This window comes from Variovorax sp. 01T432 (assembly GCF_056398605.1).
The window spans coordinates 249,677-273,909 of sequence record NZ_JBFTPS010000001.1; the positions used below are offsets into that span (position 1 = coordinate 249,677).

A 24,233-nucleotide genomic window follows, 5' to 3' on the forward strand; every position below is an offset into this window, starting at 1 on the left:
GTTCTACCAAAGGAGACTTCATGAATTTCGACTTGCCCGCCGAAGCGGAAGAGATGCGCATCGCCACCCGAGATGCGGTCGACGCGCTGCTCAAGCTGGAGCCGCGCTACCACGAGACCGGCGAGGTGCCCGAGCAGGTCGAGCACACGCTGCGCGAGATGGGCTTCTACGGCATGGCCATCCCGGAGGCCTACGGCGGCATGCCGGTCGACCACCTCACGAGCGTGGCGGTCCAGCTCGAACTCGCGCGCCTGCCGCCGCAGTTCTGGCCCTTCGTGCGATCGGCGCTGGGCCCTGGCGTGCACATCATCGTGGATCACGGCAGCGAAGCGATCAAGAAGAAGTGGCTGCCGGAGATCGCCTCCGGCCGCTCGCGCAACTGCATCGCCATCACTGAGCCGCACGCGGGCTCGGACGCCGCGAAGATGCTGAGCTTCGCCCGGCGCGACGGCGACCACTACGTGCTCAACGGCGTCAAGACCTTCATCTCGAACGCCAACCACGCGCACACCATCACCGTGCTCGCCTGTACCGACCGCAAGGCCGGCAAGAATGGCATCTCCGCCTTCCTGCTCGACACGAAGACGCCCGGCTTCACGGTGACGCGCACGATGCCCACCATGGGCTGGATGGACGACAGCCTGTGCGAGATCGCCTTCACCGATTGCCGCATCCCGGCCGAGAACCTGCTGGGCGAAGAGGGACGCGGCCTGTCGTATGCGATGTCGGGCCTCAATGAGGGGCGCCTGAACGTGGGCTGCCAGGCGCTCGGGCCGGCGCAGATCGCGCTGGACGAAACCATCGAGCATGCGAAGACCCGCGTGACCTTCGGCCAGGCGCTCGGCGAGCACCAGGCCATCCAGCACATGATCGCCGACATGGCGATGGACCTGCATGCGGCGCGCATGGTGCTGTTCGAAGCCGTCTGGCGCGCCGCGCGCGGCGAGGATGCGCGCATGAAGGCGTCGATGGTGAAGGTGATCTGTACCGAGGCGGCCTGCCGCATCGCCGACAAGGCGCTGCAGATCTTCGGCGGTTCCGGCTATTGCCGGGGCACGATCGTCGAACGCGTGTACCGCGACCTCCGGGTGCTGCGCATCTACGAGGGTGCCTCGGAGATCCATCGCAACATGATCGCCAGGCAACTGCTCGCCTAGCGGGAGGGCGCGGGCCGGGGCCGCGGCCCCGGTGCTCGTTCAGCGCATCAGCTCGCGCGCGATGACCACGCGCTGGATCTGGTTCGTTCCCTCGAAGATCTGGTTGAGCTTGGCGTCGCGCATCATCTTCTCCACGGGATAGTCCCTCACGTAGCCGTAGCCGCCGAACACCTGCACGGCGTCGGTGGTGACCTTCATCGCCATGTCGCTCGCGAAGCACTTGGCCATGCTCGCGAACTTGGGCAGCTGGCGCCAGTCGCCGATGTCGGCCAGCCGCGCCGTTTCGTAGACCAGGCAGCGCGCGGCCTCGATCTGCATCGCCATGTCGGCCAGCATGAACTGGATACCCTGGAACTCGATGATCGCGCGCTTGAACTGCTTGCGCTGCCTGGCATAGGCGAGGGCGGCGTCCAGCGCACCCTGCGCGAGGCCGACGGACGCGGCCGCGATGGCCGGGCGGTTGAGGTCGAGGGCGCGCATCGCCGAGCGAAAGCCCTTGCCTTCCTCGCCCAGCCGGTGCTCGGCGGGCACGCGCACGTTGTCGAGGTAGATCGGCACGTTGATCGTGCCCTTCATGCCCATCTTGCGTTCGTTGCGGCCGAAGGCGAGTCCCTCGCTGCGCTTCACGTCGACGATGAAGGGACTGATGTCGTCGGCACCGCCGCGCTCGCCGGTCTTCGCGAACACGAGGATGTAGTCGGCGCGGCTGCCGAAGGTGCACCATTGCTTCTGTCCGTTGAGAACGTAGCTGTCGCCGTCGCGCACCGCGCGCGTGCGCATGCCGCCGACGTCGCTGCCGCAATCGGGCTCGGAGATCGCGATGGCGGTGACCGTGCGGCCTTCGGCCAGGAGCGGCAGGAAGCGCCGCTTCTGGGCGTCGGTGCCGAAATGCATGATGGGCAGCGCGAACATGGTGTTCATGCCGGCCATCAGCGCGCAGGACTCCGAGACGCGCGAGATTTCCTCGCGCGCGATGCACACCATCGTGAGGTTGGCGCCGGGGCCGCCATATTCTTCGGGCACCCACAGCTGCAGCAGGCCCATGTCGCCGTAGATCGGGATCAGCTCTTCGGGAAATCGGTCGTTCTCGTCGATCTCCGCGGCGATGGGCGCGACATGGCGCTCGACCATGCGGCGCACGCCGTCGCGAAAGGCGATCTGCTCTTCGGTGAAATTCATCAGGGTCTCCGGGGGGTTGTCCATGCGGGGTTGTTGATCGCCAGCGCTTCGCCGAGGCCGGTGCGCAGGTGTCGCGCAAGGCCCGGTGCATCGGTCGGCATCCGGCCGGTGCGGATGGCCTCGGCCAGTTCGAGATCCAGGTCTGCGGCATCGCCGCCGGCATGCGCGTCTCGGAGCAGCGCGAGGAGCCGCTCGCGCGCCGCCTCGTCCTGTGAAGCGCCCAGGCGCAGCTCGCGCTCGACCATGCGCAGCACATTGACGGCGATGCGCGTCTGGAACCGGTGGTAGCCCTCCAGCGTGGGCATCAGTTCGTCCTCGAGGTAGCGGGCGGCCGCCTGCAGGAGCGTGTCGGCCGTTGGTACGGAAGTCGGCATGTCGTCAGTCCTCGATCAAGTGGAAGAAGTCCCAGAGCGGCTCTTCCATGCGCCGGCCGACCGCACAGAGTTCGAGGCTCGCGGGCTGGCCATCGCCGCGCGTCGCCAGGCCGCGGCGGACGCAGCCGATGGCCCACTTGAGGTTGGAGAAGGCCTCCCAGAAACGCACGCGGTCCGGGTCCACCGACGTGCCGCTCCCGCGTTCGTAGGCGGCGTACAGGTCTTCCCGTTGCCCGAAGCCGCCGACCTCGGCGGCGCCGCCGAAGCGCCAGGTCCTCATGCACAGCACGCCGAGGTCCTGCATCGGGTCGCCGACGCGGGCGATTTCCCAGTCGAGCACGCAGCGGATGCCCTCCGGCCCGACGATCAGGTTGCCGGTGCGGAAGTCGGAATGCACGAGCGCATCGCGCCCGCCCGTGGGCAGATGATGGCGAACCCATTGGAGCGCGAACGCCAGCGCGGGATGGCGAAAGCCCGTGCGCTCGAGCAAGTCGCCATAGACGTCCAGCTCCCGCGCGGGCGAGAGTCGCTGGAGGAAGGGCAGGCCGGCCGTCGGCATGGCATGGATCGCCGCGAGAATCGCGCCGGCCTGCGCGGCCATCGCGCCGCGCGCGTGCGCCAGGGCCGGGTCCGCCACGAGTCTGCGACCCAGCGTCTCGCCTTCGATGCGTTGCGTGATGTAGCCCGGGCCCAGGCCGTCGTTCTCGTCGAGGATGGCGAGAACCACGGGCGCGGGGACGCCATGGGCGCGCGCGGCGATCATCAGGCGCGCGTCTTCGGGGGCGTTCAACCTGGGCGCGGCCCGGTCGGCCGAAGCGGGCGGGGCGGATGTCTGCTGCAGGATCATCGGGCGCCGTTCCCCCCCGGCCACCAGGTCGAAGGACCAGGTCGTCTTGGTGGCGCCGCCCGTGAGTCGGCCAAGCGCGTCGACCTGCCCGTGCAAGCGCGCGTGGCGCCGCAGCGCCGCGGCGACGCGAAGCCCGAGCTCGTGTTCGGCGCCCACGTCAGATCTTGCGCCCGGCGGCCAGCCAGAAGGGATCGCGCAGGCGCCGCTTGAAGATCTTGCCGCTGTCCTCGCGCGGCAGCGCGGCGTGGAAGTCGATGCGGCGCGGCACCTTGTACTTCGCGATGCGCGCTTCGAGAAAGCCGCGGATCTCGTCGCTGTCGGGATCGGTGCCAGGCATCGGCTCGATCGCCGCCGCCAGGCTCTCGCCCATTTCCTCGTCGGGAATGCCGAAGACGGCGCAGTCGCGAACCAGCGGGCATTGCAGCAACACGGCCTCGATCTCGGCCGGGTAGATGTTGACGCCGGCGGAGATCACCATGTCGGAGCGCCGGTCGCAGAGGTAGAGGTGGTCGCCCTTGACGTAGCCGACGTCGCCGCAGCTGATGAGGCCGTCGCGCTCGACCTCCTTGCGCTTCTCGGGATCGTTGTGATACGTGAAGTCCGCGTAGGCGGGCACACGCACGTAGATCTCGCCGACCTCGCCGGGCGCCACGGGCTGGCCGTCTTCGCCGTAGAGCGCCATGCGCGTGCCGGGCGTGGGGCGTCCGACGCTGCCCGGGAAGGCCTGGCCGTCTTCGGGCGTGCTGAGCGTCGCGGTGCCGACCTCGGTGCCGCCGTAGGTCTCGTAGACCACCGGGCCCCACCAGTCCATCAGCGCCTTCTTGGTCTCGGCCGAACAGGGCGCGCCGGTGTGCGTGACCCAGATCAGCGAGCGCAGGTCGTAGCGCCGCCGCACGGCCTCGGGCAGCTTGAGCATGCGCACGAACATCGTCGGCACCGCCACCATGTGGCTGATGCGGTGACGTTCGATGGCCGCCAGCACGGCCTCGGCGTCGAACCGGGTCTGCATCACCAGCAGCTCGCAGATCGGCAGGGCCTGGCGCGCATAGGCGTTGGGCGAGGCGTGATAGAGCGGCCCGCCGATCAGCGCCCGGACACCGGGCTGCAGCCCGTAGACGCTGCGCAGCAGCTCGACATAGGCGGCGGCCTGCTCCGGCGTGGCGGCTTCGCGCTTCACGCCCTTGGCGCGGCCGGTGGTGCCCGAGGTGTAGATCATGGTCGCGCGGCTGCGCCGGGGCGGGCCGTCCCAAGGGGCGATGGCTTCGAGCCAGCCGTTCCATTCGAGCGCGTCCGCGGGCATGCCGACCGCGGCGTCGGACAAGGCGAAGCTGCGCTGGGCCTCGGGCGGTGTCGGCACGGTGATGACAGCGGTCTCCGTGGGGATCCGGTGGCGGAGTGGCGCGAGCAGGTCGGCGTGCGCGACCAGCACCCGGGGCTTTACGTCGTTGATGATGTAGAGGACTTCTTCCGGCTTGCCGTGCCAGTTGATCGGCACCGCATAAGCCCCGAGCGCGGCGGCGGCCTGCTGGGCTTCGAAGAAGGCGAAGTCGTTGCGCATCAGCAGCGCGACGGCATCGCCCTCGCGCACGCCCAGGCTATCGAAGCCGCGCGCCGCGCGCAGTGCGCGCAGCATGAGCAGGTCGCGCGCGACACTGCGCTCGTCGAGGACCAGCCGGCTCATGGTGCCTTGTCTCCGGAGAAGGGCGGGTCCGTCCACCATGGATGGAACGGCGGCATGTCGGCACTGACCTTGTCGACGAACTTCGCCGGCCGCTTCTGCCTGAAGGATGCGACGCCCTCGGCGGCGTCGGCCGATCCGCCGCGCGATTGCAGCGCGGCGCTTTCGAGGCGGTGCGCCTCCATGGGATGGGCGGCGCCGAGCATGCGCCACATCAGTTGCCGCGTGAGCGCGACCGAGACGGGCGCCGCGTTGTCGGCGATGTCCAGCGCCAGCGCCCGCGCGCGGACGAGCAGTTCGCCCGGCTCGCAGATCTGGCTGACGAGTCCGCCGGCCGATGCCTCGGAGGCATCGAAGACACGGCCGCCCAGGCTCCATTCCAGCGCTTTCGAGATGCCGACGACGCGCGGAAGGAACCAGCTTGCACAGGCGTCCGGCACGATGCCGCGCCGCGCGAAGACGAAGCCGAAGCGCGCTTCGGTCGATGCGATGCGCACGTCCATCGGCAGCAGCATCGAGGCTCCGATGCCCACGGCCGCTCCGTTGACTGCGGCGATCAGCGGCTTGGTGCAGGCGAAGAGGCGCAGCGCCAGCACGCCGCCGCCGTCGCGGCCGGGTTCTTCGCCGGTCCCGGGCGCCCGCGATGCCGAAGCGGGGTCGAATGCGCGGCTGCCCTCCGACAGGTCGAAGCCGGCGCAGAACGCGCGCCCGGCGCCGGTCACCACGACGGCGCGCACGGCATCGTCCGCATCGGCGCGGTCCAGCGCCTCGCACAGCTCGCGCCGCATGGCGTGGGTCATGGCGTTCATCTTGTCGGGGCGGTGCAGTGTCAGCGTGAGCACGGGGCCCGAGAGTTCCCAGCCGATGGTCTCGAATCCGCTCATGCCATCTCCGCCAGCTTCGTCGCTTGCGCCTCGACATCGCCGAAGAGCTGGTCGATCAGCGTCACTCGGCGCAGGCAGTGGCCGACCGCGTACTCCTCGGTCATGCCGATGCCGCCGTGCAGCTGGATCGCGGCGTGGCAGACCAACCTGCCGTGCCGGCCGATCATCAGCTTGGCCCGCGCCAGGTCGGCTCGGGCGCCGGTGGCGTCCAGGTTGTCGGCGGCAATGGCCGCGGCAATCGCCATGCTGCGGCACATTTCCAGGCTGACCAGCATCTCCGCCGCGCGGTGGCGAAGCGCCTGGTTCTCGCCGATCAGCCGGCCGAACTGCTGGCGCGTCTGGAGGTAGTCGACGGCGAGTCGATAGGCCGATTCCATGGCGCCGACCGCGTCGGAACACACGGCGGCGGTGCCCATCGCAAGGGTGCCTTCGATCGCCTTCAGCGCCTGCGCGGCATCGCGCGGGTCGCCGATCGGCGTGGCCACGGCGGCTTCGAAACGCAGCTCCCCGGCGGGCGTATCGTCCACCAGCCGGTGAGGCCGGCAGCTCCATCCCCTGGCGTTTGCGTCGACCAGGAACAGCGCCACGCCGCCCGCGTCCGCGGGGGCGCCGGCCACGCGTGCGCTCACGACGAAGCGATGCGCCGCCGGGGCGTGCAGCACGTTGCATTTGCCGCCGTCGAGCAGCCAGTGTCCGTTCGCGGGCCTTGCCGTGGTCTCGATCCAGAGCGGCGCCTGGCGGCCCGCGTGTTCGTCATGCGCCCAGGCGAGCCGCACTTCGCCGCTGGCGACGTCGGGCAGCAGCAGCGCCTTGGCTGTGTCGTCGCCCGCCAGACGAAGGGCGGTGGCGCCGAGGACGATCGACGACAGGAAGGGCTCGAGCAGCAGCGCCTTGCCGAACTCGCGCATCACCGGCAGCAGATCGACCGCACCGCGGCCGAAGCCGCCGTGTGCCTCCGGCAGGGGCAGGGCGGCGAGACCGAGTGCGGCCAGCTGCTGCCAGACCGGCTGGCTCCAGCCGGGCGCGCTCGCGGCGATGGCGCGTCGCTGCTCGAAGCCATAGAGGTCTGCCAGCAGGCGGGCCAGGCTGCCCTGGAGCGCCTGCTGCTCTTCATTGAGTTCGAAGTTCATGGTGGACCTAAGCCAGGATCGTCTTGGAAAGAATGTCCTTCTGCACTTCGCTCGTGCCGCCGTAGATGCTGGCCGCGCGGCTGTAGAAGTAGCGCATGGCGAGCGGACCCGCCCAATGGTCGGCGCCCTCGCCGTCATGCGGCCGGCGCTCCATCGCGGCGGGGCCGGCGATGCGCTGGAGCAACTGGGCGATCTCCTGCTGGAGCTCGGTGCCCTTGAGCTTGAGAACGGATGCGAAGCCGGGGTTGGTCTGCGCCGTGTCGGGCGACAGGAGAAAGCGCCAGTTCGTGATTTCGAGTGCGCGGATTTCGGCGTCGAGTATCGCGAACTCGCCGCGCAGCCTGGCGTTTTCGATGAGCGGCCGTCCCGCCTGCGTCAGCTTGCCGGCCAGCTCGCGCGCATAGTCCAGGCGTTCGCGGCACAGGCCCACGTTGGCGATGCCTGTGCGCTCGTTCATCAGCAGGTACTTGGCGCAATCCCAGCCCCGGCCTTCTTCACCGACGAGGTTGTCCACCGGGACCCGGACCTCGTCGAAGAAGACTTCGTTGAGATGATGCTGCCCGTCGATGGAGGTGATGGGGCGGATCGTGATGCCGGGCGTGCGCAGGTCGATCAGCAGGAAGGAAATGCCGTGCTGCTTCCTGCCTTCGGAATCGGTGCGAACCAGCGCGAATACCCAGTCGGCCAGATGCGCGGTCGTGGTCCAGATCTTCTGCCCGTTGACGACGTATTGATCGCCATCGCGTCGGGCTGCGGTTCGCAGCGATGCAAGGTCGGAGCCTGAGCCCGGCTCGGAAAAGCCCTGGCAGAACCAGAGGTCGAGGTTGGCGAGTTTCGGAAGGAAGAAGCGCTTCTGCGCGTCGCTGCCGAACTTCAGCAGCACCGGGCCCAGCATGCCGACGTTGAACACCTGCGGCAGCGGCGCGGGCGCGCGGAACATCTCGTCGAGAAGGATGAGCCGCTCGGTCTGGCCGAGTTCCGCGCCGCCGAATTCGCGCGGCCAATGCGGCGCGGCCCAGCCTTTCTCGTTGAGGATGCGCTGCCAGGTGACAGTGTCCTGCTTTCGCGGGGGGTGGCCCAGGCGAAGCCGTTCACGGATGTCGGCGGGCAGGCGGTCTTTCACGAAGCGACGCACCTCGTCGCGGAATTCGGCCTGGCTGGCGGTGAGTTCTAGGTCCATCGGTTACCGGCGTACGTCTGTGGTGGGTGTCAGCCATCATAGCGCGCGTCTGTGGATTGGATCAACCATTGCTTTGTTGAGCCGCAGATGGTCCGGGCGCGAAGCACAGCGTGGGGAAAGGGTTCGCTCACGGTGCGCATCGCTGCATGCCTATTCACCTGCCCGCGGAAAGATGGCATGCTGGCGGTCTTCGTTCGCCTGAGAGGATCGCCATGGCTGCCCGCTCCATCGCATCGTTGTCGCTCGGATTCGGGCTGGTGTCGATACCGGTTCGGCTGTATTCGGCGACCGAGAGTTCGTCGACCGTGCACTTCAACCTGCTGTCCAAGGATGGCTCGCGCGTGAAGCAGCAGTACGTCTCGGAGAAGGACCAGACCGTCATCCCTCGCTCGGAGCTGGTCAAGGGCTACGAGTTCGAGAAGGATCGCTACGTCATCTTTGCGCCGGAGGAACTCAAGGCCCTGGAGGAGGGCGCCAGCCACCTGATCGACATCGTTGCCTTCATTCCGGAGAAGGCGGTCGACCCCATCTACTTCGACAAGGCCTACCTGCTCGCGCCCGACAAGCGGGGCGGCAAGCCCTACAACCTGTTGCGGGCGGCGATGCAGCAGAGCGGGCGCTGCGCGCTGGCCAGATGGGCCTGGAAGTCGAAGCAGTACGTGGTCCAGGTGCGGGCGAACGACGATGGGCTGGTGCTGCAGCAGCTGCTGTATGCCGATGAGGTCCGCTCGCTCAAGGATCTCCACGTCGAGAAGATCACGCCGTCGGCGGCGGAACTGAAGCTCGCGCTGCAGCTGATCGACCAGATCTCGACGGACACCTACGACCCGACGCTCTTCGAGGACGAGGAGAAGAAGCGGATCCTGGCCGCGATCGACGCCAAGATCGCCGGAGAAGAGGTCGTCGCGGTCGAGCATCCGGAGGACGTGGCAAGCGGCCAGGTCATCGATCTCACCGAAGTACTGCGCGCCAGCCTGACCAAGGCGGCCAAGGGCGCGCCCAAGCGCCCGGTCAAGACGGCGGAGAGCCGCGAGGTGACTTCGATCGATGCCGCGGTGAGCAAGGGCGCGAAGCGTGCGCCGAGAACGGCGAAGGCGTCGGAGTCCGCGCCGGTCACGCGCGCGCGCATGAAGAAGTGACAGAAGCAGCCGGTCAAGGCACGCATCCCTACACGCTGCGCGGCATCCGTCAGATGCTCGGCCTGACACGTCATGCCGTCTCGAAGCTGATCGAGCTGGGATTCGTCGAGCCGCTGCGCGGGCCCGGGCGCGTCTACCGCTTCTCGTTCCGGGACGTCGTGCTGCTGCGCTCCGCCCACGACTTGCGCGAGGCGCGCATCCCGACCCGGAAGATTCTTCGCTCGCTTCGCCTCCTCAAGGAGGCACTGCCACCGGAGATGCCGGTCAGCGGCCTGCGCATCACCGCCGTGGGAGACCGGATCACCGTGCGCGAAGACAACGCGCAATGGGAGCCCGACACCGGGCAACTGGTGATGGACTTCAGCGTCGCGCCCGCCGAGGGCAAGGTCAGCTTCATCTTCCAGCGTGCCGAGAGCGGGGCGGTCGAGGCATCCGTGCCTGATCGCGACACGATGTTCGAGATGGCGGAGGCGCTGGAGGAATCCGACCCGGCCGCGGCGGAAGAGGCCTATCGCGGCATGCTCGCGGCCGATCCGTCTCATGCGGACGCTTACCTGAACCTGGGATTCATGCTGTGCGAGGCGGCGCGGTGGCAAGAGGCGGCGTCGCTCTATCGGACCGCCGTGCGCCATTGCGCGGATGATCCCCTGGTGCACTACAACCGCGCCGTCGCGCTGGAGGCGTTGGGTGAAGTGAGCTCGGCACTGGCGAGCTATGAGGAGTGCCTGCGGCTCCAGCCCGATCTGGCCGACGCCCACCAGAATGCGGCGCTGCTGTATGCCAGGAACGGCCAGAAGCACCTCGCGATTCGCCACTTCAGCGCGTATCGGCGGCTGCAGCCGCGCGGCTGAGGGGCCGACCTTTTCGTGCGGGCGCCGACCGGCGGCTTCACGGCCACGCGCCTTCGGGGAGAATGTCCCCCCTGCATGGGGTGGCCTTCGGCAGGGCCGGACCACGAGATTCCTGAGAATTCAAGCACTTATCCAATGCCGACAACGACTTACGACGCCAACAGGCTTTCGGTTGCGCCGATGATGGATTGGTAGAAATCCCTATATTTCATGCGCCTTCACGAGTGGTCGTGTGCATAGCATGTGCGCTTTGGAGAAGTTGATGTACGCAGAGATTCAAGGTGGGTTGACCGCGCTTAAGGTGGCTCTGGACCTCGCGAAAGCTGGGAAGGGAGCCGTTGACGCGGCGGCTATGGCGAACGCCCTCTTCGAAATTCAGCAGCGCTTAATGGACACTCAAGGGGCCGCGCTCCAGGCGATGGAGGAGAAGGCGGCACTGAGCAAAAAGGTGGAGGAGCTGGAAAACGCTCTACGGGAGCGCGACGAGTGGAAAATCGAAGCGGCCAACTATGAGCTATCGGAGGTGGCTCAGGGCATCATTGCGTTCGTTGAGCGGGGCCACGAAGGAAAGCTCGTGAACGCCGTCAAGTTGTGTGCCAATTGTTTTAGCCAGAAGCACAAGTCCTTCCTGCAGATGCAGCACATGCATACCAATCGCGAGCGATCTTTGTCATGTGCACGCTGCAAAGATAAGTTGGTGTTTCGGTCCTTTACGGATCAATCCTAAGGTGCCGTGGTCAGCGTCAACCGCCTTCGAAACGAGATGAGCAAGCCCTGGCACGCGGACCGGTCATAGGTTGCCCAGGCGTGAACAACAAGAACCCAATCAGGAGCTTCTATGCGTTTGACTCTGTGTGTTGTTGCCTGCGCTTCGATAGTGGGATGTGGCACAGCGCCGACCACTGCCGCGCGGCCGGACAAATTCGAGCGAGTACATGCCGCGAGGTTTGACGTGTCGAAGCAGCCGGTATTCATGGACTGCATCTTCGATGGGTTCCTGGGCGCACAGAACATGGCGCTGGCGACCCATGTGCGGCAGGTCAAGCGGGCAGACGGATATCGCGTCGATGTCATCGCGTCTGCGTTCCAATACGTGGTCGCTGACATTCATGACGATGGAACCTATGAACTCAGGCGATCGAGCTACGCCTCGATGGTCGATCTGACCGCCGAAGAGGATGCGTCGATGGCGTGCTTGAAGAGCTTCGGCGCCACGGACATTGTTCTAGGCCCGCTTGCGACGCCAGCGTCTCGCCGTAATCAGGTCACTGGAGCAGATGCACGGCTCTATCCGACCGGCCGCAAATAGCCCCTGCGGCGCAAAACTGAAGAGCTACTACGCCGCCAAGGCGAAGGAGCGCATGGCTGCTGGCGGCGTAATCGGCGGCACTTCAAAGGGTATGGAAAGTTTTCCATCCCCTTTGCCAGACCAGGGCACTGCCCGCGATCAAGCCGCCTTGAAGGTCGACTCAATGCCGGTAGGTCAGGGTTCCCGGTTCCACTTGCGCACGTAGTCGTTTCGCAGGCCGCTGCACAAATATCTGAGCGCTTCCTTGGTCGACGTGGGCGTGAGCGAGTCTTCGATCTGTCGGCGACAGTCGCTGATCACATCTGCGTCGCGCTGCCTGGCCTGCGCTTCCGGCGAATTGCCAGCGAAGTGCCCCATCGCCAGAAACGCGATCACCAAGCTGAAGATGGCGATGGCGACCCAGAGTCCGATACGCGGCTTGGCCGCGCTGGGAGGGCCGTCGCGCGCCGCCAGCAGCGAGTTGAAGCCATCATCGTGTTGTGCCATTGCTATTCTCCAGTTTGAAACTCGGGGAGACAGGGCTTCGAGCTGGCTGGTGCCCCGCATTTCGGGCAAGCGGCCCGCGCCTTAGCGCGCTGCCCAGCCCTTGCTTTTCATGCAGAGCATGCCGAGGTCGCGCTTCCTGATTGCCCGGTCGAGTTCCTGCCCAAGCCCGGATCGGAATGAATAGTCCGTTGCCTGAGTCGCCGCGGTGGACTCATAGTCGCAGCGCGCGAGATCTTGGCTCAGGTCGGCGTCGCCGGGCCAAACCCGATCCCAGACCAGAGGCTGCTGGGCGGCGCACCCAGTAATGAGGGCCGCCGCTGCGGCAAGAAGGATCACGCGCATGCTTCTTCTCCTATCGTTATTCTTGGTCGTCGCGATCATGCACCAGTTCGCCCAGAAGCGGCCTGGCAACGTTGCCACTTTGGACCGGCGGTCAACTCATGAGGTCGATCTCTCTGCGGGCACGATCGAGCCGAGGCGAAGCCTGGCGCGGTGTGGCCCCCGCGGCGACGAGATCGAGTTCGTTGCGGGCCATCGCGAGCGCCGAGGCACTGCGCCCGGCTGGCATCGGCCGCCGAGAAGCGCCCTGCATCTTCCGAACGACATCGGCGAAGCTCATCGCGCCATCCACCATGCCTTCGGCCATGGCGCCCTTTGCGCCGAGCACGCGGCCTTGGCCCATGCCGCCGAGCACCTTAGCGGAAGACACACCGCGGCCCCGGGCCACGTCGTCGACGAAGGCGCCATAGATCTCATTGACCATGGACCTCATGTTGTTCCGGGCGTCGTCGCCGAGCGGCTCAAAGCTGTTGCCTTCGGTCTTGAATCTGCCGGCGCTGATCAACTCGACCTTGATGCCTGCATTGGCGAGCGCCTGCGAGACGTCCTCGTGTGCCATGTAGACGCCGATCGAACCGGTTTGGCCCCCGGGGGTCGTGTAGAACTCGCTTGCCGCACTGCCGATCCAGTAGGCCGCCGACGCTGCGAGGCTGTTCGCGAAGGCGACGACAGGCTTCTTTGCGCGCGCGGCGAAGATCTCGGCCGCCAGCTCGCCGACGCCGAACACCGACCCGCCCGGGCTGTCGATGTCGATCAAGATTTGGCTCACGCTGTCATCGGCCATCGCAGCCCGAAACGCCGCGGTGAACGTGTCGGTGGAAGTGCCACCGCCGAACATCTCTATCCAACTCGGGTGCTGCATGATCGCGCCATAGAGGGGAAGCACTGCGATCGAGCCAGAGGTCGAGCCCATCTTGGCGCCTGGCCGGTTGCGAGGAGCCGCGGCCACGGTGGCACGCTCGCCCGCATCAGGAGTCCGACCGGACAGCCGGCGCATCAGGGCGCCCGCATACGAGGTCAACACCTCGGGCTGCATGGCCCAAGGGCTTGCGAGTGCATTTGCGATCAACATTTCTTCATTCATGATTCAGTTCCTACGCGCCGAAGCGCAATTGCCAGAATTTCCCGTATTTGAAGGGTTGAAGCAGGAATTACTGCTTTGGTATCGAAGCGCGGCGGGCGCCCCAGCTGCACCAAATGCCCCGATTTCGGGGTATTTGGAAGCGAAGCGAGCGCCAGCGTGATCGTGCTCATGACATGCTGCCTGCGTAGCGCTGGCTACGGCTGATCTGCGCGGCAATGCGGCGCTCCGTGCCAGCCTGGGCCTCGCGAAGCTGCGAGAGCGTTGCAACATCGCCCACCGTGTTGTTGATCACGACGTTGATGTGCTGGCCGCCGCTGCCGCCGCCGAATGCGCCATTTGGGATGATCGTGCCGGATTGGCTTGGGACGAAGAGTTCCGGCCCCTGCTCGCCGACGAGCGAAATCTTGCCCAGGGGTGGAGAACCGCCATTCGCGAGCGCGAGCCCCAAATCCATATTCCCGAAGCCTGCGCCCGAGCCGAAGCCGGTGCTATTCGCCCCTCCTGCGGCATTGGCAGAGCCACTAAGGATGCTGAGCAGGCCCTTCGCCAGCGGGCCGGTGATGGTCTGTTGGATGGCGATGCGGGCCATGTTCGCGATGATCGAGTCCGCAAGGCTCTTCACGCTCAATTTGCCGGTGGTCGCGAACGTAGTCAGCGCATCCTCAGCACCCTTGAAAGCATTGGTCATGGCGCTTTCGGTCGCAGCCGCCACGTTGTTGACGGAATCGACGTAGTTCGCAAGCGCCTTGGTTGCACCGTTTGACCAGTCGCCCTGCTTGGCCTTGATGTCAGCGTAGTACTTCTCCTGGACCGCAAGGGCAGCGGCGAGGGACGTCTTGATCTTCTCGACCTCATCTTGATAGGCCTGCGATCCGAGGGCATTAAACCCGGTCTTCGGATCGACCGCCGAGGCCTTCTCGGTGGCCGACAGCAAGTACTTGCTGTATTCCTTGCGAATCGCCTTCTGAGCCTCCACCTCTTGCTGTGCGCGGTCACCCAATCCGAAGGCGCCTAGCATGCGGTCGTTTTGCTCGTTGCGGCTGTCCTGCGCGGAAGCCATCGCAAGGTTGATGCCCTGCAATTGCTTCGCGAAAGCAAGCTTCGTCTCGTCCAGTTTGGCTTCCTGCTTCTTCTTCTCGACCAGAGCATCGACCGCATTCAATTCATCGAGCTTTGCCTTGATCGCGGCCTCTCCCGCAAGCAATTGCTTCTGCTCCGTTGTCAGGACCTTCTTTTCTTTCAGGTCGGCGATCAACTGCGTGAACTGCGCTTGAAGCTTCTGCGCCTCGGTGATCTTGCCTTCGCTGCCGAGCTGCGCCTTTAGCGATGCCTCCATCTCGTTCAGGCGCTCGATGTACTTGGTCGCGGCATCGTCCTGAAATGCCTTGGGTGCCGCGCCTTTCGGACCGCTGAATGACTTGCGAATGGCGTCTTCGCCGGCCGCGATGGCCTTCGGGTCCAGCAACGCACTATTCGGGTTGACCTTACGGATGTCGTCGAGCTGCTTGCGGTACTTGTCGAGTTCGCGATTGACAGAGTCGATGCCCTTGGCCTGCTTCTGCCACTTGTCGACCGCATCTACTGCACGGATGCCCGCCTGCTCGGTTTTCGCCTGTTCGGCCTGAATGCCGGCCTGCTTCTTCTCAAGGGCGATGACTTCCTGAAGGGCCGCGACCTGATCCTTCGCCGCTTGCAAGCCCTTGTTGTAGGCGTCGCCCGTGGTGCTGTTCAGCGGACCGCGGGAGAGTTTGTCAGCGAGCGTGTTCTGCGCGTTCTGCAGCTTCTCAGCGTTGGTTTCAGGCCGCCCGACGTTCGCGATGATGTTCCACGTCTTCAATGCGTCCGCTGCCAGCATTTGCCACGCTCGAGCGAAGACGCCGAGGTGGTTGATTGCATCGTCCTGCCGCACCTTGGCGGCCTTTGCGAGCGTCTCTTCAGCGAGCGAGCCGGCTTGCTCCTTCTGGCCGAGGTCGTCCAACGCCTTGATCTGCTCATACGTCGACGCGGTCAGGTAGTGCAGCGTCTCGTTGAACTTCGCGGAGTTTTTCGCCGGGTCTTCGGAAAGCTTCGTGAAATAGCCGACCGCATCGTCGACGGAGATGCCGAGCGTCTTGCTCATCGCAAGGGCGCCTTCAGAAACCAACTGCAACGAGTCGCCCGAGATCTTGCCGGACGCCGCGACAGCAGCAGCGACCTCTGCGGCCGAATGCTGCGAGGAATGCGTCGAGTTAGCCACCGCGGCCGATAGCCGGTTCAGGTCGTCGATGGTCTTGCCGACGTAGTTCCCCGTGCCGGTCAGCGCCTTGTTGAACTCGTTTACCTCGTTCGAGGCCTGGACGATGGTCGCCACCACGGCCGCCGCTGCGCCCGCGAGGCCCAGTGCAGCGAGGCCCGCCTTGCTGAAGAGCAGCGACGCCGCGCCTGTGCGCTCGCCGAGCACCAGCATGGAGCCGCCGAACTTGGAATAGTTGCCCTGGCTCAGTTCATGGGCCAGCACCAGCAATTCGCGCTTGGCCCCGGCCGTCTTGAAGCTGAACTCTTCCATCGCGTGGCTGGCTTCGCCCTGCCGCGCCGTCGTCGCTTCCAACTGCTGAATGTAGGGCTTGAGGACATCGGTGCTGATGCCGCGCTGCGAGGCGATGGCGTTCTGCACGACGCTGAAGCTGCGGGCGATCTCGCGTGAACGGGCATCCGCAACGGCCGCGGCCTTGCCCAGGTCGGACTGCAGTTTGACGGTATTTGCTGAAAGTTCGACGGTTAGGGAACCAAGGTTTGACATTGCTTGCTTTCTGCGCGGGTGTTAAAGCGTTAACAGGATTCGTTCGAAATCGGCAGCCCAAAGGGCCGGGGAGCCGCGCCAGCATTGGGTTTCTGCCGGATTAACATGACGGGCGCTTGATTAACAAAACGCTCAACGGGGGAAAAATTCCGCACATGGGGTCCACAGCGGTTTCCGCGCCGTGCACTTTGGTGAGACTCGACCCCACTACCCATGGCTGGCAGACGGCGGGTCGATCGGGTCCAGTGCGTCCAAGCGCGCATCGAGCGCCATCACGCGGGCGTGCAACTCGTCGACTTCAGCCGCGAGGTCGGCAATCCGTCGGTCGCGCGCGTCGTTGCTCTCGAAGAGCGACCGCAGTGCGTTCATCGTCGATAGGCGCAGTCCGGCGACTGTCAACCGCTTGGCCTTTGCGGCGGTCATGAAAAGAACTCCGCAGCGCCTGGCGAGGTTTCCCAAGGCCGCGCGCTGCTCTTCATGGCGGACTTCAGTGCAGCGGCATCAGGGCGCGTTCGGCTCGATTGGCACAGGCGCAGCTTTCCCGACAGCGCAGCCATCGTCGCCGCCAGTTGAATAGACAACTTGGCGGCCGGGTGTGCTTTGCCCTCAAGGATCAGGCCTTCCTTGGCGACGAGAGCATCGCAGCCGGCTTTCTGGTGCGCAGCCAGCACCAGGGCATGGAGAAGGGACAGATCGCCCGCGGCGAAGTAGTCGGAGGGCAAGCCGGCGCAGATCTCACGCCACAGTGCCGCGGCAGCGTCGGGAAGGTCAGCGGGCGGCACTGGCCGAGCCCGCATGCCGGGCAACGTGTGCACGGCCGAGAGTGAAGCAGCTGATTTCCGGCCTCGTTTTTCGGTCATCATGTTTTTTCTTGAAAGTACGGGTTTAAGCGAGCCCAGGTCACACGGCGGTCATGGGGCAGCCAACCCTAGATCGGCGACCCCCTCTACCCATGCCGGTCGCCCTCGCCGTGCCTGCTGGCAGGCCGCCCACGCGCTCATCCGAGCAGGGTCGGTGCGGTGGTGGCGTCCCGTGCGCGGCGCGTGCTGTGGGCCGATCCATGGCGTTTCGGGTGTGTGTCATGACGCCACCGGCCAGCCATCGAGCCCGATCGTTTGCCTCACGCGGCCTGACTTCTCGAGCATCTGTTTGTCGCTGTTGTGATGAGGTGCGCAGAGCGCGTCCCATCCGCTTTCATCCCAGAAAGCAACCATGTCGCCGCGATGTGGAGTGCGATGGTCAACAACCGTAGCGGCAGTTAGCTTGCCTTCCTTCTGGCACATCACGCACAGCGGATGCTCACGAAGGAACCGCTCGCGCGCGCGTTGCCATGCTGCGCCATAGCCGCGCTCGGCAGTAGTTCGCTTGTCAGTGCGCCAACTGGGCGCGGCTGAGTTTCGGTTCATGGTTCGCTGTCGGCAGGTGATCAGGCGGGAGCGACAACAGCGCCGTCCACCATCTGCAGTGTGGTATGCACGTCGATCGGCGCGAGGGCGACCGCGACGCTCTTGAAGATGGCGGACAGACGGGCTTCGACGTCGTGCGAACTGATCGCTTCGCCGCGCATGCGCTGGCATTCCTCGATCCCCGCTTGGACGGCATCCCATGCACGCCGCACATCCGAGATGTTGGTCCAGATGATCGATCGATTGATCCCGCTGAACGGGTTCCTCTCGACGCCTGTGACGCCCTGACGATCGGCATGGCGAACACGGTTCACCAATAGCGTGGTCAGGCATTCGATGGCGACCTCCAGGCGGGGATCAGCGTCCGCGAGAAGCTCCCTCTCCAACTGGCCGATGGTGTTGGTGATCTGGACACTGAGCGAGCTTTGCTCGGTGTACGCGGCCGCCTTCTCGGTCTGAATCGCAAGCCGCTCGATCTCCATGGTGCGCTCTCGCTTTTCGACGGCCGCCATGCGCTTGGCTGCAGCGGCCAACGGCGCTTGGAACTCGGCCTCGACGTTGGAGAGGCGCTTCACCTTCGCGGCGCGCACGGCCAGCCGCTCTTCTTCCTCTTGAAAGACGACCTTCTGAACTTCCGGACGCGCCAGGAAGCGATCGAGAATCTCGCCGTTCGCTGGAGAAACCAACCTCTTGAGTTCGTTGAAGAAGCTGGTCGGTTGTTGTGGGAATTGCATGATGGTTCCTTCGGAGATATGGGTTATGAGTACGCGCGCGACGCCGAGCCGGCAACCTCGCGTTGATGAAAGCGATTGATCTCGATGTGAGCCCGGGCAGTGATCCAGGGCCAGAGCTGCCGGCAAAGCGCCACGCAATCCCAGACATCGCGGCGGCTGTAGCTGCCGCCAGCGTTGGCAGCGTCGGAAGCAGAGATGCGAGCTGTGATTGGGTTCAGCAGCGCATCGCCAAGGTTGTCGCGCGAGTCACCGGACAAGATCTCGGCGCAGGCGCCAGCCAAGCTGATGGACCGACAGTCGCCGGGCGTCCTGCCTGGCGCGTGGAGGCACCGGCCAGCGATCCAGGTAATCCCTCGCTTGCCAGTGCGAACGAGTTCGATGCTGGCCGCGATGCCGGTCAGATGCTCTGCCACGACAGCGTGCCCGCCTTCGTGGAAGGCAGTGCTGCGAAGCTCTTCATCAATCATCATGCGCGGCCTCCCGAGTCGGCTGCGGCGCGCGTGGCCGGAATGAGCGACGTCAGCATCTCGCGCACTTGCTCTGGTGTGCTCTGCTGATTCGGTTGCGCTTCGAGCGCGGACACGACCGCTTCAACCGTTTCACGGTTGGGTCTCGCTACGAAGTTCATCAGGTGCATTGCAAGGTCTGTTTGATGGCTTGATTGATAGTCGCGCTTCTCGGCCGGCGCGTCCTCATCCAGATGAGCAACGTCCTTTCCCTTGAGCGATGCCCAGATGCGCGAGACCGTCAGATGGGACTTCGGTTTCACGACCTTGAGGCGATGCTCCAAGCTGCCGCCGCTCTCGAACCAGTCCAACATGCTGAAGCCGACGTAGTGCGCGGCCTCTCGGGACGGCATATGGCCGGCGATGAGGGCACCGCGCACCTCGTCGAGCATCCGGACGCGGGTCTCGCGTTCACGCTCGGGATCGCGTTTGTGCTCGGGCGGAAGCCTCGATCGTCCAAATGGATCGTGCAAGGGTTCGCCGCTCATCGCTGGCCTTTCGCAAGGAGCTTCTGCATCAGCGTGGCGGTCTGTGCCGCAGGCGTGGTCGTGGCCGCGGCGCGCATCAGCTCAATGTTCTCAACCAGTACTTCACGAGTGCGCTGCGCCGAGATGCCCAGGTCCGGACGGCCTTCGACCGCGATCGCAACGGCCTCGGCGGTGTCGACGCTGGGGTCGGTGCAATACCTCATGAATGCCATTGCGACGTTGATATCGTTGCTCATGAGCGGGCCTCCGGCTTCGGCAGAGTGAACATCTTGAGAATCTCGACGCCAGCGCGCCTGGCGTGGGCCTCGCGAACATGGCGGTGCAGATGCGCACGGAAGTAGTCCAGCTCTTCGCGCTCACTCGGCCTGCTCAGATCAAAGCCGGCGTCGCGCGCGTACTCTGCGACCTCGGCGTCGATGCTTTCCTCGTTCAGCGACAAGTAGAAGTCTTCGAGGTGCGCCATCAGGATCTGCGCCGCATTCGCGTAGCTCAGGTCCGCATGTGGTGCTTGTCGGGTCAGATCATTCATTGCTTTTCCTTTCGCATCGCCACTGAGGGCGCGCTTGTTGGGGTGCTGGCGTTAGACGACTGTGGGTTAACGTTGTCTAACGTGTGAGTCACGTTAACTAACGAGACCTTCCCATTGATGCCCGCGTTCATGGGGCGAGCTCCAGTTGGCTGGGCACGGTCGGCACCGGGTGCCGATGCTCCGTGCTTGTCCCGCGGGACACCGCTGGGACAGGCGGTAACGCTGGAGTAACGCTCGCAGCGTTACCGGCCGAGATGTCCGCGCAGTAGGCCTCGCACACATCGGCCGTAGCCGCCGCATAGTCGGTCTCGTAGGCCAAGTCCGCCCGCTCGTGGTCCGACGAAAGGGCCAGATAGCTGGCGAGGTGATCGATGCGCGCTTTCAGCGCCAGCAACCGCCGCCCGCGCTCCTCGCACATCCGCAATGCGTCCGCTTCCGATGCGGACATTTCGCGGATAAGACCGGTCGTTTCTGCCATGTAGCGCAGATGCAGCGGATGGATCTGGATGCGATCCGGCTCGTCCAGGCCGTTCTGCTGTTCGAGTTCGATCAGTCCGTCGACAGTGTCGATGCTCAAGTCTGGAATCTTCATGCTGCGACCCCATCGAAGGTTTCCATCGCCGCCAGCACACCGGCCGACTCCTTGACCTTCCAATCGGCCGCAGCCGGATCTTCGAGGCCGTAGTACTGCAGATTGCATTCCACCCATTGCGCGGCTATCGGGCGCCTCGTGCAGTCATAGGTCTCGTCGTCGCGATTCATACGCGTGACGAAGAAGAAGCCCGGATGCCGACTCGATGGCTCCACCAGATACACGGCGCCGTCCTTCGCCACATGCCCGAAGCACATCCCTGCATCGGGCACGAACTGGGCCTCGTCAGGCACGCCCGGCATGATCCGCGGCGCGTCCACTTCCAAATGCGACATCCTGTCGTATTTGACCGGCTCGGGCTCCTTCGAGACAAGCGTGCGGATCGGCAGTGCCCGACCCTGAGCAACCTGCATGTAGCGTTGCACCTGGCGAGCGCTCACGAAGATGTTCTGCTCGAGCCAGGGCAGCCACTCGCCGTGCTTCAGCGCCGCCTTGGCCTCCAGCAGAAGTAGGCCGGCCTGTTTCGCATGGGCGATGGCCTCGTCCGCGCGCAGGCAAGCCAGTTCGTGGAATCGGTTGATGTCGGCCGCGAGGTTCAGTCGGAGCGCATTCATGACAGCCTCCCCGACAGCACTTGCATGCCCATTGGCCCCCATAGGGTGGCAACAGTACTTAGGAGTCCAATAAATGGACTATGGATTTGCGATCGTAGAAATTCGGCCAAAACGCCGAAACACGCGCCAGCATTGGGTTTGCGGACCATCACGACGACTTCACCAAGTCCACCTTTTGGGGTGGTCGATCGGGCCATGGTCCATTTTTTGGACTGGTTATCGGCCTGACCCCCCCATTTTTTGGACTGGTAGCATCCATTTTTTGGACTAGGCTTTTCGTTTTTGAAGTCGCCTCCAACGCAGCCGCGTCGGCCTGTCGAATCGCCTCCCGCCCCATGCCCAGCGTCGTGATTGCCTTCCAGTCGTTGGTGGCCTTCGACGCCTCGATGTGCTTCACCGGGTTCGCATAGGCCGGCTGGTCCGTGATCCGGTACAGAGTGGGCAGCCGCTGACCACCCTTGGCACAGCCGCCCTTGCGCGACACAGCCAGCAGGCCCACCGCAACCAGCGCCCGCAGGCTCTTGGCCAGCGTGGTCTGGCTCTTGATGCCATGCTGCTTTGCCACCGACAACGGCAGCGACAGATCCCCGTTGTTGGTGGATCGCAGGAAACGCAGCAGAGCCACGTAGGCGCGTTGATCGCTCGAACTGAGGCATCGCCATGCATTCGAGTCCAGCAGCTCCCAGTAGAGCCGTACATGTCCTCCGCGCGGGTCGGCAGGCGGCTTGTCGAATTTGGCCATGCATCACGCCCTCCTTTCCGGCTCGGCGGTCAGCGAGTACAGCGCCACGCGCACATGCTCGAAGCCATCCGAGTCGACCGTGGTGATGCGGTTGGATTCGATGAGGTAGCCACGCTTTTCCAGATCCATGATGCGGCCGGCCGGGTGACTGATTCCGCACATGCGCAACTCGTGCGTATGGTGCGGACGAACTCGCAGCCGCTTCAGCAGCTTCGCGATTTGCACTTCCGTCGCGGTCGACTTAGACTCGCGCTGCATTCTGTTTTCGTTTGGAACCTCCGAGCGGCCCGCACCGCCCGGAGGTTTCGTCTTTTCGGGGCTCATGGTTGCACCTCCGTGGTGGGTTGGGGAAGACGGTCGAGCCAGGCGGTCGCCTTGCCCACGTTGTCGAAGATCCAGCCGCCACAACCCATGCGGGACATGACGATGTAGCCGGCGGCGGTCTGCGTGCAGGTCATGCCTTGTTCCAATGCGGCGCGCGCCTGCAACGTTTTCAAAGCCTTGTCGTGGTCGCTGTTCATAGCGATCCCCTTGCCGGCGCCGAGATGCGCGTCTTGGTCAGCGATTGGAGATGCTCGGCAACGGCCTTGCGTGGGTAAAGGTAGCGAGTGCCCAGACGGATGTAAGCCGGGCCTTGGCCGCGCTTGCGCCATGCTTCCACCGTGTTGGCGGTGGCGCCGGCAAGCAATTGAAAGTCTTCTTCGATCAGGCAATCGAGACGGTCGGCCATGTGCCGTACTCGATCAATATCCTGTACTTCTGTTGCATCCATCTGGACCCATCCTTAACCGGGCATTGCCGGTAGTTGTGATGGGGTGGATCAAATCGGAGACCAGGGCGGCCGAGAACCCGCCCAGACCGGTCTAAAGGGGGGTGTTAGAGCGGTCTAAAGGGGGGTCATTTCTGGCCCGGACAGCGCCCCTCCAGGCGCCAATCTTTGGCGAAATCAGTGATCCATTCGCCAATCTTTTCGCGGCCAAACGCAATGACTTTGGCGGCATGCGCATCGTCGCCCAGGTCCTTCAACGTGTCGTATTGATCGAGCTTGCCATCGCACCATTCGCGCAGCTTGGTGCGCTCGGCTGCGCTCTTGGTCGACTTTGCCGCGCCGCCCTTGGCACCACCTCTCGCGGCTACCTCCAGAGACATCGCATTCGGGTGGTTCTTCACCCAAGCGGCGAAGGTTGCCGCGCCGCACCAGAACTTCGCGTCGCCCACGAACGACCACGCCGTGCCGGTATCGCCGACCCTAGCCGCTCTGATCGCCTCGACGGCATAGGCGCATGCCGTCGCCATGCTGTCGATGATGCCCGTCTCGTCGCGGATGCGCTCGGCCAGGACGTCGCCGCTTGTGGCCGGATCACGCCCCATCGGCTCGAAGTAGTCGTCCACGAATGACGCGCCGGCAAAGCCGCGATACACCTGGTCCAAATGATCGACGACAGCCAGTGCCTCAGTGATCGGCGTGCGTTCGTGGCGGGGTCGGTTGGTCATGTCTACCTCGGCCCGGAGCGGACCAGTTGCAGATGGCGAATGGATTGGTCCTCGTTCGACAGGCGGCCAGCCCGGCAAAAGAACCGCTGCTGACCGGGCCTCTTCAGGAGGTAGCCAGGCAGGTAGGAACAACGAACGCCGTCATCGCAAAAGAAGGAGCCGTTTTCGTCCCGCACCCGATACACCCCGTATTCGCCGACGATCTCAGCCAGATCGCCACCACTCGTCACGCACGCCTCCCCGACATTGAATCTTGCTGGGCTCTCAAGCATTGCCGCCTTCGCAGCCTCGATCCCGGGATCTTTCATCGCGGCCCGCATCTCGGCCTCACGCCGAGCCGCGAGATCGGCCTCCTGTCTCGCGGCGCGGCGGTCGGCTTGAACATCATGAGGCACACCGACCAACACAAGGGCCGACCCGTCGTCGCGCAGATCCACGCGCAAGTACGTTTCATCCCTTTTGCACTTCCGCTTGATGACCTGACCTTGGAAGTAAGCGATCTTGAGTGCGCCGGCCGGAGGCAGCTGATCGGCGCGAACGATTCCCGCCGCAACGAGCGATGCCACAGGGCCGCGGTATGCGTTGCAGTCAACCTGCTCGCTCACCGTGATGTCGCTGGGAAGCTGAGCAGAAAGACTGCGCGGCCGGTTCGTAGTTGAGATAATGGTGAGAGCCATGATGTGCCTTTCATGTGATGCACGTTGTGGTCAGG

The 24,233-nt window shown here is 64.8% G+C and carries 33 protein-coding genes; 5 read left to right on the forward strand and 28 right to left on the reverse strand.

The features are described from left to right. The first annotated feature begins 20 nt into the window (after positions 1–20). Positions 21–1,157, forward strand: coding sequence for an acyl-CoA dehydrogenase family protein (locus AC1DNF_RS01235; protein WP_478146699.1), 1,137 nt, complete (start codon positions 21–23; stop codon positions 1,155–1,157). 39 nt (positions 1,158–1,196) lie between these two features. Here the strand turns inward: AC1DNF_RS01235 and AC1DNF_RS01240 are convergent, their stop codons facing one another. The 7 genes from AC1DNF_RS01240 to AC1DNF_RS01270 are packed head-to-tail and all read right to left on the reverse strand — an operon-like array spanning position 1,197 to position 8,429. After that, entirely contained in the window at positions 1,197–2,336 is a 1,140-nt protein-coding gene (locus tag AC1DNF_RS01240) for an acyl-CoA dehydrogenase family protein (RefSeq protein WP_478146700.1), read from the reverse strand. After that, positions 2,336–2,710, reverse strand: a complete 375-nt coding sequence (locus tag AC1DNF_RS01245) for a DUF6285 domain-containing protein (protein WP_478146701.1) — start codon at positions 2,708–2,710, stop codon at positions 2,336–2,338. Before AC1DNF_RS01245 ends, AC1DNF_RS01240 begins: the two co-directional genes overlap by 1 nt. 4 nt (positions 2,711–2,714) lie before the next feature. Beyond that, positions 2,715–3,713: a phosphotransferase family protein gene (locus tag AC1DNF_RS01250; protein ID WP_478146702.1), complete on the reverse strand. Its 999-nt coding sequence runs from the start codon at positions 3,711–3,713 to the stop codon at positions 2,715–2,717. A gap of 1 nt (position 3,714) precedes the next feature. Next, positions 3,715–5,238, reverse strand: a complete 1,524-nt coding sequence (locus tag AC1DNF_RS01255) for an acyl-CoA synthetase (RefSeq protein WP_478146703.1) — start codon at positions 5,236–5,238, stop codon at positions 3,715–3,717. After that, positions 5,235–6,119, reverse strand: coding sequence for an enoyl-CoA hydratase-related protein (locus AC1DNF_RS01260; protein ID WP_478146704.1), 885 nt, complete (start codon positions 6,117–6,119; stop codon positions 5,235–5,237). The genes AC1DNF_RS01255 and AC1DNF_RS01260 overlap by 4 nt, the downstream gene beginning before the upstream one ends. After that, positions 6,116–7,249, reverse strand: coding sequence for an acyl-CoA dehydrogenase family protein (locus tag AC1DNF_RS01265; protein WP_478146705.1), 1,134 nt, complete (start codon positions 7,247–7,249; stop codon positions 6,116–6,118). The genes AC1DNF_RS01260 and AC1DNF_RS01265 overlap by 4 nt, the downstream gene beginning before the upstream one ends. Before the next feature lie 7 nt (positions 7,250–7,256). After that, positions 7,257–8,429, reverse strand: a complete 1,173-nt coding sequence (locus AC1DNF_RS01270) for an acyl-CoA dehydrogenase family protein (RefSeq protein WP_478146706.1) — start codon at positions 8,427–8,429, stop codon at positions 7,257–7,259. 212 nt (positions 8,430–8,641) lie between these two features. On the opposite strand from AC1DNF_RS01270, the gene ku reads away from it, so the two are divergent. The 4 genes from ku (at position 8,642) to AC1DNF_RS01290 (ending at position 11,728) form a co-directional block, all read left to right on the forward strand. Continuing rightward, positions 8,642–9,568: a non-homologous end joining protein Ku gene (ku, locus tag AC1DNF_RS01275; RefSeq protein WP_478146707.1), complete on the forward strand. Its 927-nt coding sequence runs from the start codon at positions 8,642–8,644 to the stop codon at positions 9,566–9,568. Beyond that, positions 9,565–10,419 carry a tetratricopeptide repeat protein gene (locus tag AC1DNF_RS01280; RefSeq protein WP_478146708.1) on the forward strand — a complete coding sequence of 285 codons (855 nt, stop codon included), beginning with the start codon at positions 9,565–9,567 and terminating at the stop codon, positions 10,417–10,419. Before ku ends, AC1DNF_RS01280 begins: the two co-directional genes overlap by 4 nt. Before the next feature lie 262 nt (positions 10,420–10,681). Beyond that, positions 10,682–11,146: a hypothetical protein gene (locus AC1DNF_RS01285; RefSeq protein WP_478146709.1), complete on the forward strand. Its 465-nt coding sequence runs from the start codon at positions 10,682–10,684 to the stop codon at positions 11,144–11,146. 246 nt (positions 11,147–11,392) lie between these two features. Next, on the forward strand, positions 11,393–11,728 hold the full coding sequence (locus AC1DNF_RS01290; protein ID WP_478146710.1) for a hypothetical protein: 336 nt from the start codon (positions 11,393–11,395) through the stop codon (positions 11,726–11,728). 174 nt (positions 11,729–11,902) lie between these two features. Here AC1DNF_RS01290 and AC1DNF_RS01295 read toward each other — a convergent pair whose 3' ends face one another. From AC1DNF_RS01295 to AC1DNF_RS01395, 21 genes are all read right to left on the reverse strand, one after another. After that, positions 11,903–12,214 (reverse strand): hypothetical protein, encoded by a 312-nt coding sequence (locus AC1DNF_RS01295; protein WP_478146711.1) that lies wholly within the window; start codon positions 12,212–12,214, stop codon positions 11,903–11,905. A gap of 81 nt (positions 12,215–12,295) precedes the next feature. After that, positions 12,296–12,556: a hypothetical protein gene (locus AC1DNF_RS01300; RefSeq protein ID WP_478146712.1), complete on the reverse strand. Its 261-nt coding sequence runs from the start codon at positions 12,554–12,556 to the stop codon at positions 12,296–12,298. Positions 12,557–12,647: 91 nt separating this feature from the next. Continuing rightward, positions 12,648–13,589, reverse strand: coding sequence for a S49 family peptidase (locus AC1DNF_RS01305; protein ID WP_478146713.1), 942 nt, complete (start codon positions 13,587–13,589; stop codon positions 12,648–12,650). Between the two features lie 44 nt (positions 13,590–13,633). Beyond that, positions 13,634–13,807, reverse strand: coding sequence for a hypothetical protein (locus AC1DNF_RS01310; RefSeq protein WP_478146714.1), 174 nt, complete (start codon positions 13,805–13,807; stop codon positions 13,634–13,636). Then, positions 13,804–16,416, reverse strand: a complete 2,613-nt coding sequence (locus tag AC1DNF_RS01315; protein WP_478146715.1) for a phage tail tape measure protein — start codon at positions 16,414–16,416, stop codon at positions 13,804–13,806. The genes AC1DNF_RS01310 and AC1DNF_RS01315 overlap by 4 nt, the downstream gene beginning before the upstream one ends. 207 nt (positions 16,417–16,623) lie before the next feature. After that, positions 16,624–16,839: a hypothetical protein gene (locus tag AC1DNF_RS01320; protein ID WP_478146716.1), complete on the reverse strand. Its 216-nt coding sequence runs from the start codon at positions 16,837–16,839 to the stop codon at positions 16,624–16,626. Then, on the reverse strand, positions 16,836–17,279 hold the full coding sequence (locus AC1DNF_RS01325) for a hypothetical protein (protein ID WP_478146717.1): 444 nt from the start codon (positions 17,277–17,279) through the stop codon (positions 16,836–16,838). The genes AC1DNF_RS01320 and AC1DNF_RS01325 overlap by 4 nt, the downstream gene beginning before the upstream one ends. 216 nt (positions 17,280–17,495) lie before the next feature. After that, a complete protein-coding gene (locus tag AC1DNF_RS01330; RefSeq protein WP_478146718.1) occupies positions 17,496–17,822 on the reverse strand; it encodes an HNH endonuclease in 327 nt (108 codons plus the stop codon). A 20-nt stretch (positions 17,823–17,842) separates the two neighbouring features. Next, entirely contained in the window at positions 17,843–18,556 is a 714-nt protein-coding gene (locus AC1DNF_RS01335; protein ID WP_478146719.1) for a hypothetical protein, read from the reverse strand. Between the two features lie 23 nt (positions 18,557–18,579). Continuing rightward, the gene (locus tag AC1DNF_RS01340) at positions 18,580–19,026 is read right to left on the reverse strand and encodes a hypothetical protein (RefSeq protein ID WP_478146720.1); all 447 of its coding nucleotides are present in this window, start codon (positions 19,024–19,026) and stop codon (positions 18,580–18,582) included. Beyond that, positions 19,023–19,550, reverse strand: coding sequence for a hypothetical protein (locus AC1DNF_RS01345; protein ID WP_478146721.1), 528 nt, complete (start codon positions 19,548–19,550; stop codon positions 19,023–19,025). Before AC1DNF_RS01345 ends, AC1DNF_RS01340 begins: the two co-directional genes overlap by 4 nt. Next, on the reverse strand, positions 19,547–19,786 hold the full coding sequence (locus tag AC1DNF_RS01350; protein ID WP_478146722.1) for a hypothetical protein: 240 nt from the start codon (positions 19,784–19,786) through the stop codon (positions 19,547–19,549). Before AC1DNF_RS01350 ends, AC1DNF_RS01345 begins: the two co-directional genes overlap by 4 nt. Then, on the reverse strand, positions 19,783–20,079 hold the full coding sequence (locus tag AC1DNF_RS01355) for a hypothetical protein (protein WP_478146723.1): 297 nt from the start codon (positions 20,077–20,079) through the stop codon (positions 19,783–19,785). Before AC1DNF_RS01355 ends, AC1DNF_RS01350 begins: the two co-directional genes overlap by 4 nt. A gap of 127 nt (positions 20,080–20,206) precedes the next feature. Then, positions 20,207–20,656, reverse strand: a complete 450-nt coding sequence (locus tag AC1DNF_RS01360; protein WP_478146724.1) for a hypothetical protein — start codon at positions 20,654–20,656, stop codon at positions 20,207–20,209. Positions 20,657–20,667: 11 nt separating this feature from the next. Continuing rightward, positions 20,668–21,327 (reverse strand): DUF3102 domain-containing protein, encoded by a 660-nt coding sequence (locus tag AC1DNF_RS01365; protein ID WP_478146725.1) that lies wholly within the window; start codon positions 21,325–21,327, stop codon positions 20,668–20,670. Between the two features lie 106 nt (positions 21,328–21,433). Beyond that, on the reverse strand, positions 21,434–22,027 hold the full coding sequence (locus AC1DNF_RS01370) for a hypothetical protein (RefSeq protein WP_478146726.1): 594 nt from the start codon (positions 22,025–22,027) through the stop codon (positions 21,434–21,436). A gap of 3 nt (positions 22,028–22,030) precedes the next feature. Next, positions 22,031–22,351 (reverse strand): helix-turn-helix domain-containing protein, encoded by a 321-nt coding sequence (locus AC1DNF_RS01375; RefSeq protein WP_478146727.1) that lies wholly within the window; start codon positions 22,349–22,351, stop codon positions 22,031–22,033. Then, complete coding sequence (locus AC1DNF_RS01380) at positions 22,348–22,548, reverse strand: hypothetical protein (RefSeq protein WP_478146728.1); 201 nt, start codon at positions 22,546–22,548, stop codon at positions 22,348–22,350. The genes AC1DNF_RS01375 and AC1DNF_RS01380 overlap by 4 nt, the downstream gene beginning before the upstream one ends. After that, positions 22,545–22,799: a helix-turn-helix domain-containing protein gene (locus AC1DNF_RS01385; RefSeq protein WP_478146729.1), complete on the reverse strand. Its 255-nt coding sequence runs from the start codon at positions 22,797–22,799 to the stop codon at positions 22,545–22,547. Before AC1DNF_RS01385 ends, AC1DNF_RS01380 begins: the two co-directional genes overlap by 4 nt. 125 nt (positions 22,800–22,924) lie before the next feature. Continuing rightward, entirely contained in the window at positions 22,925–23,521 is a 597-nt protein-coding gene (locus AC1DNF_RS01390; RefSeq protein WP_478146730.1) for a hypothetical protein, read from the reverse strand. A 2-nt stretch (positions 23,522–23,523) separates the two neighbouring features. Beyond that, positions 23,524–24,198 carry a hypothetical protein gene (locus AC1DNF_RS01395; RefSeq protein ID WP_478146731.1) on the reverse strand — a complete coding sequence of 225 codons (675 nt, stop codon included), beginning with the start codon at positions 24,196–24,198 and terminating at the stop codon, positions 23,524–23,526. Positions 24,199–24,233: the final 35 nt, after the last annotated feature.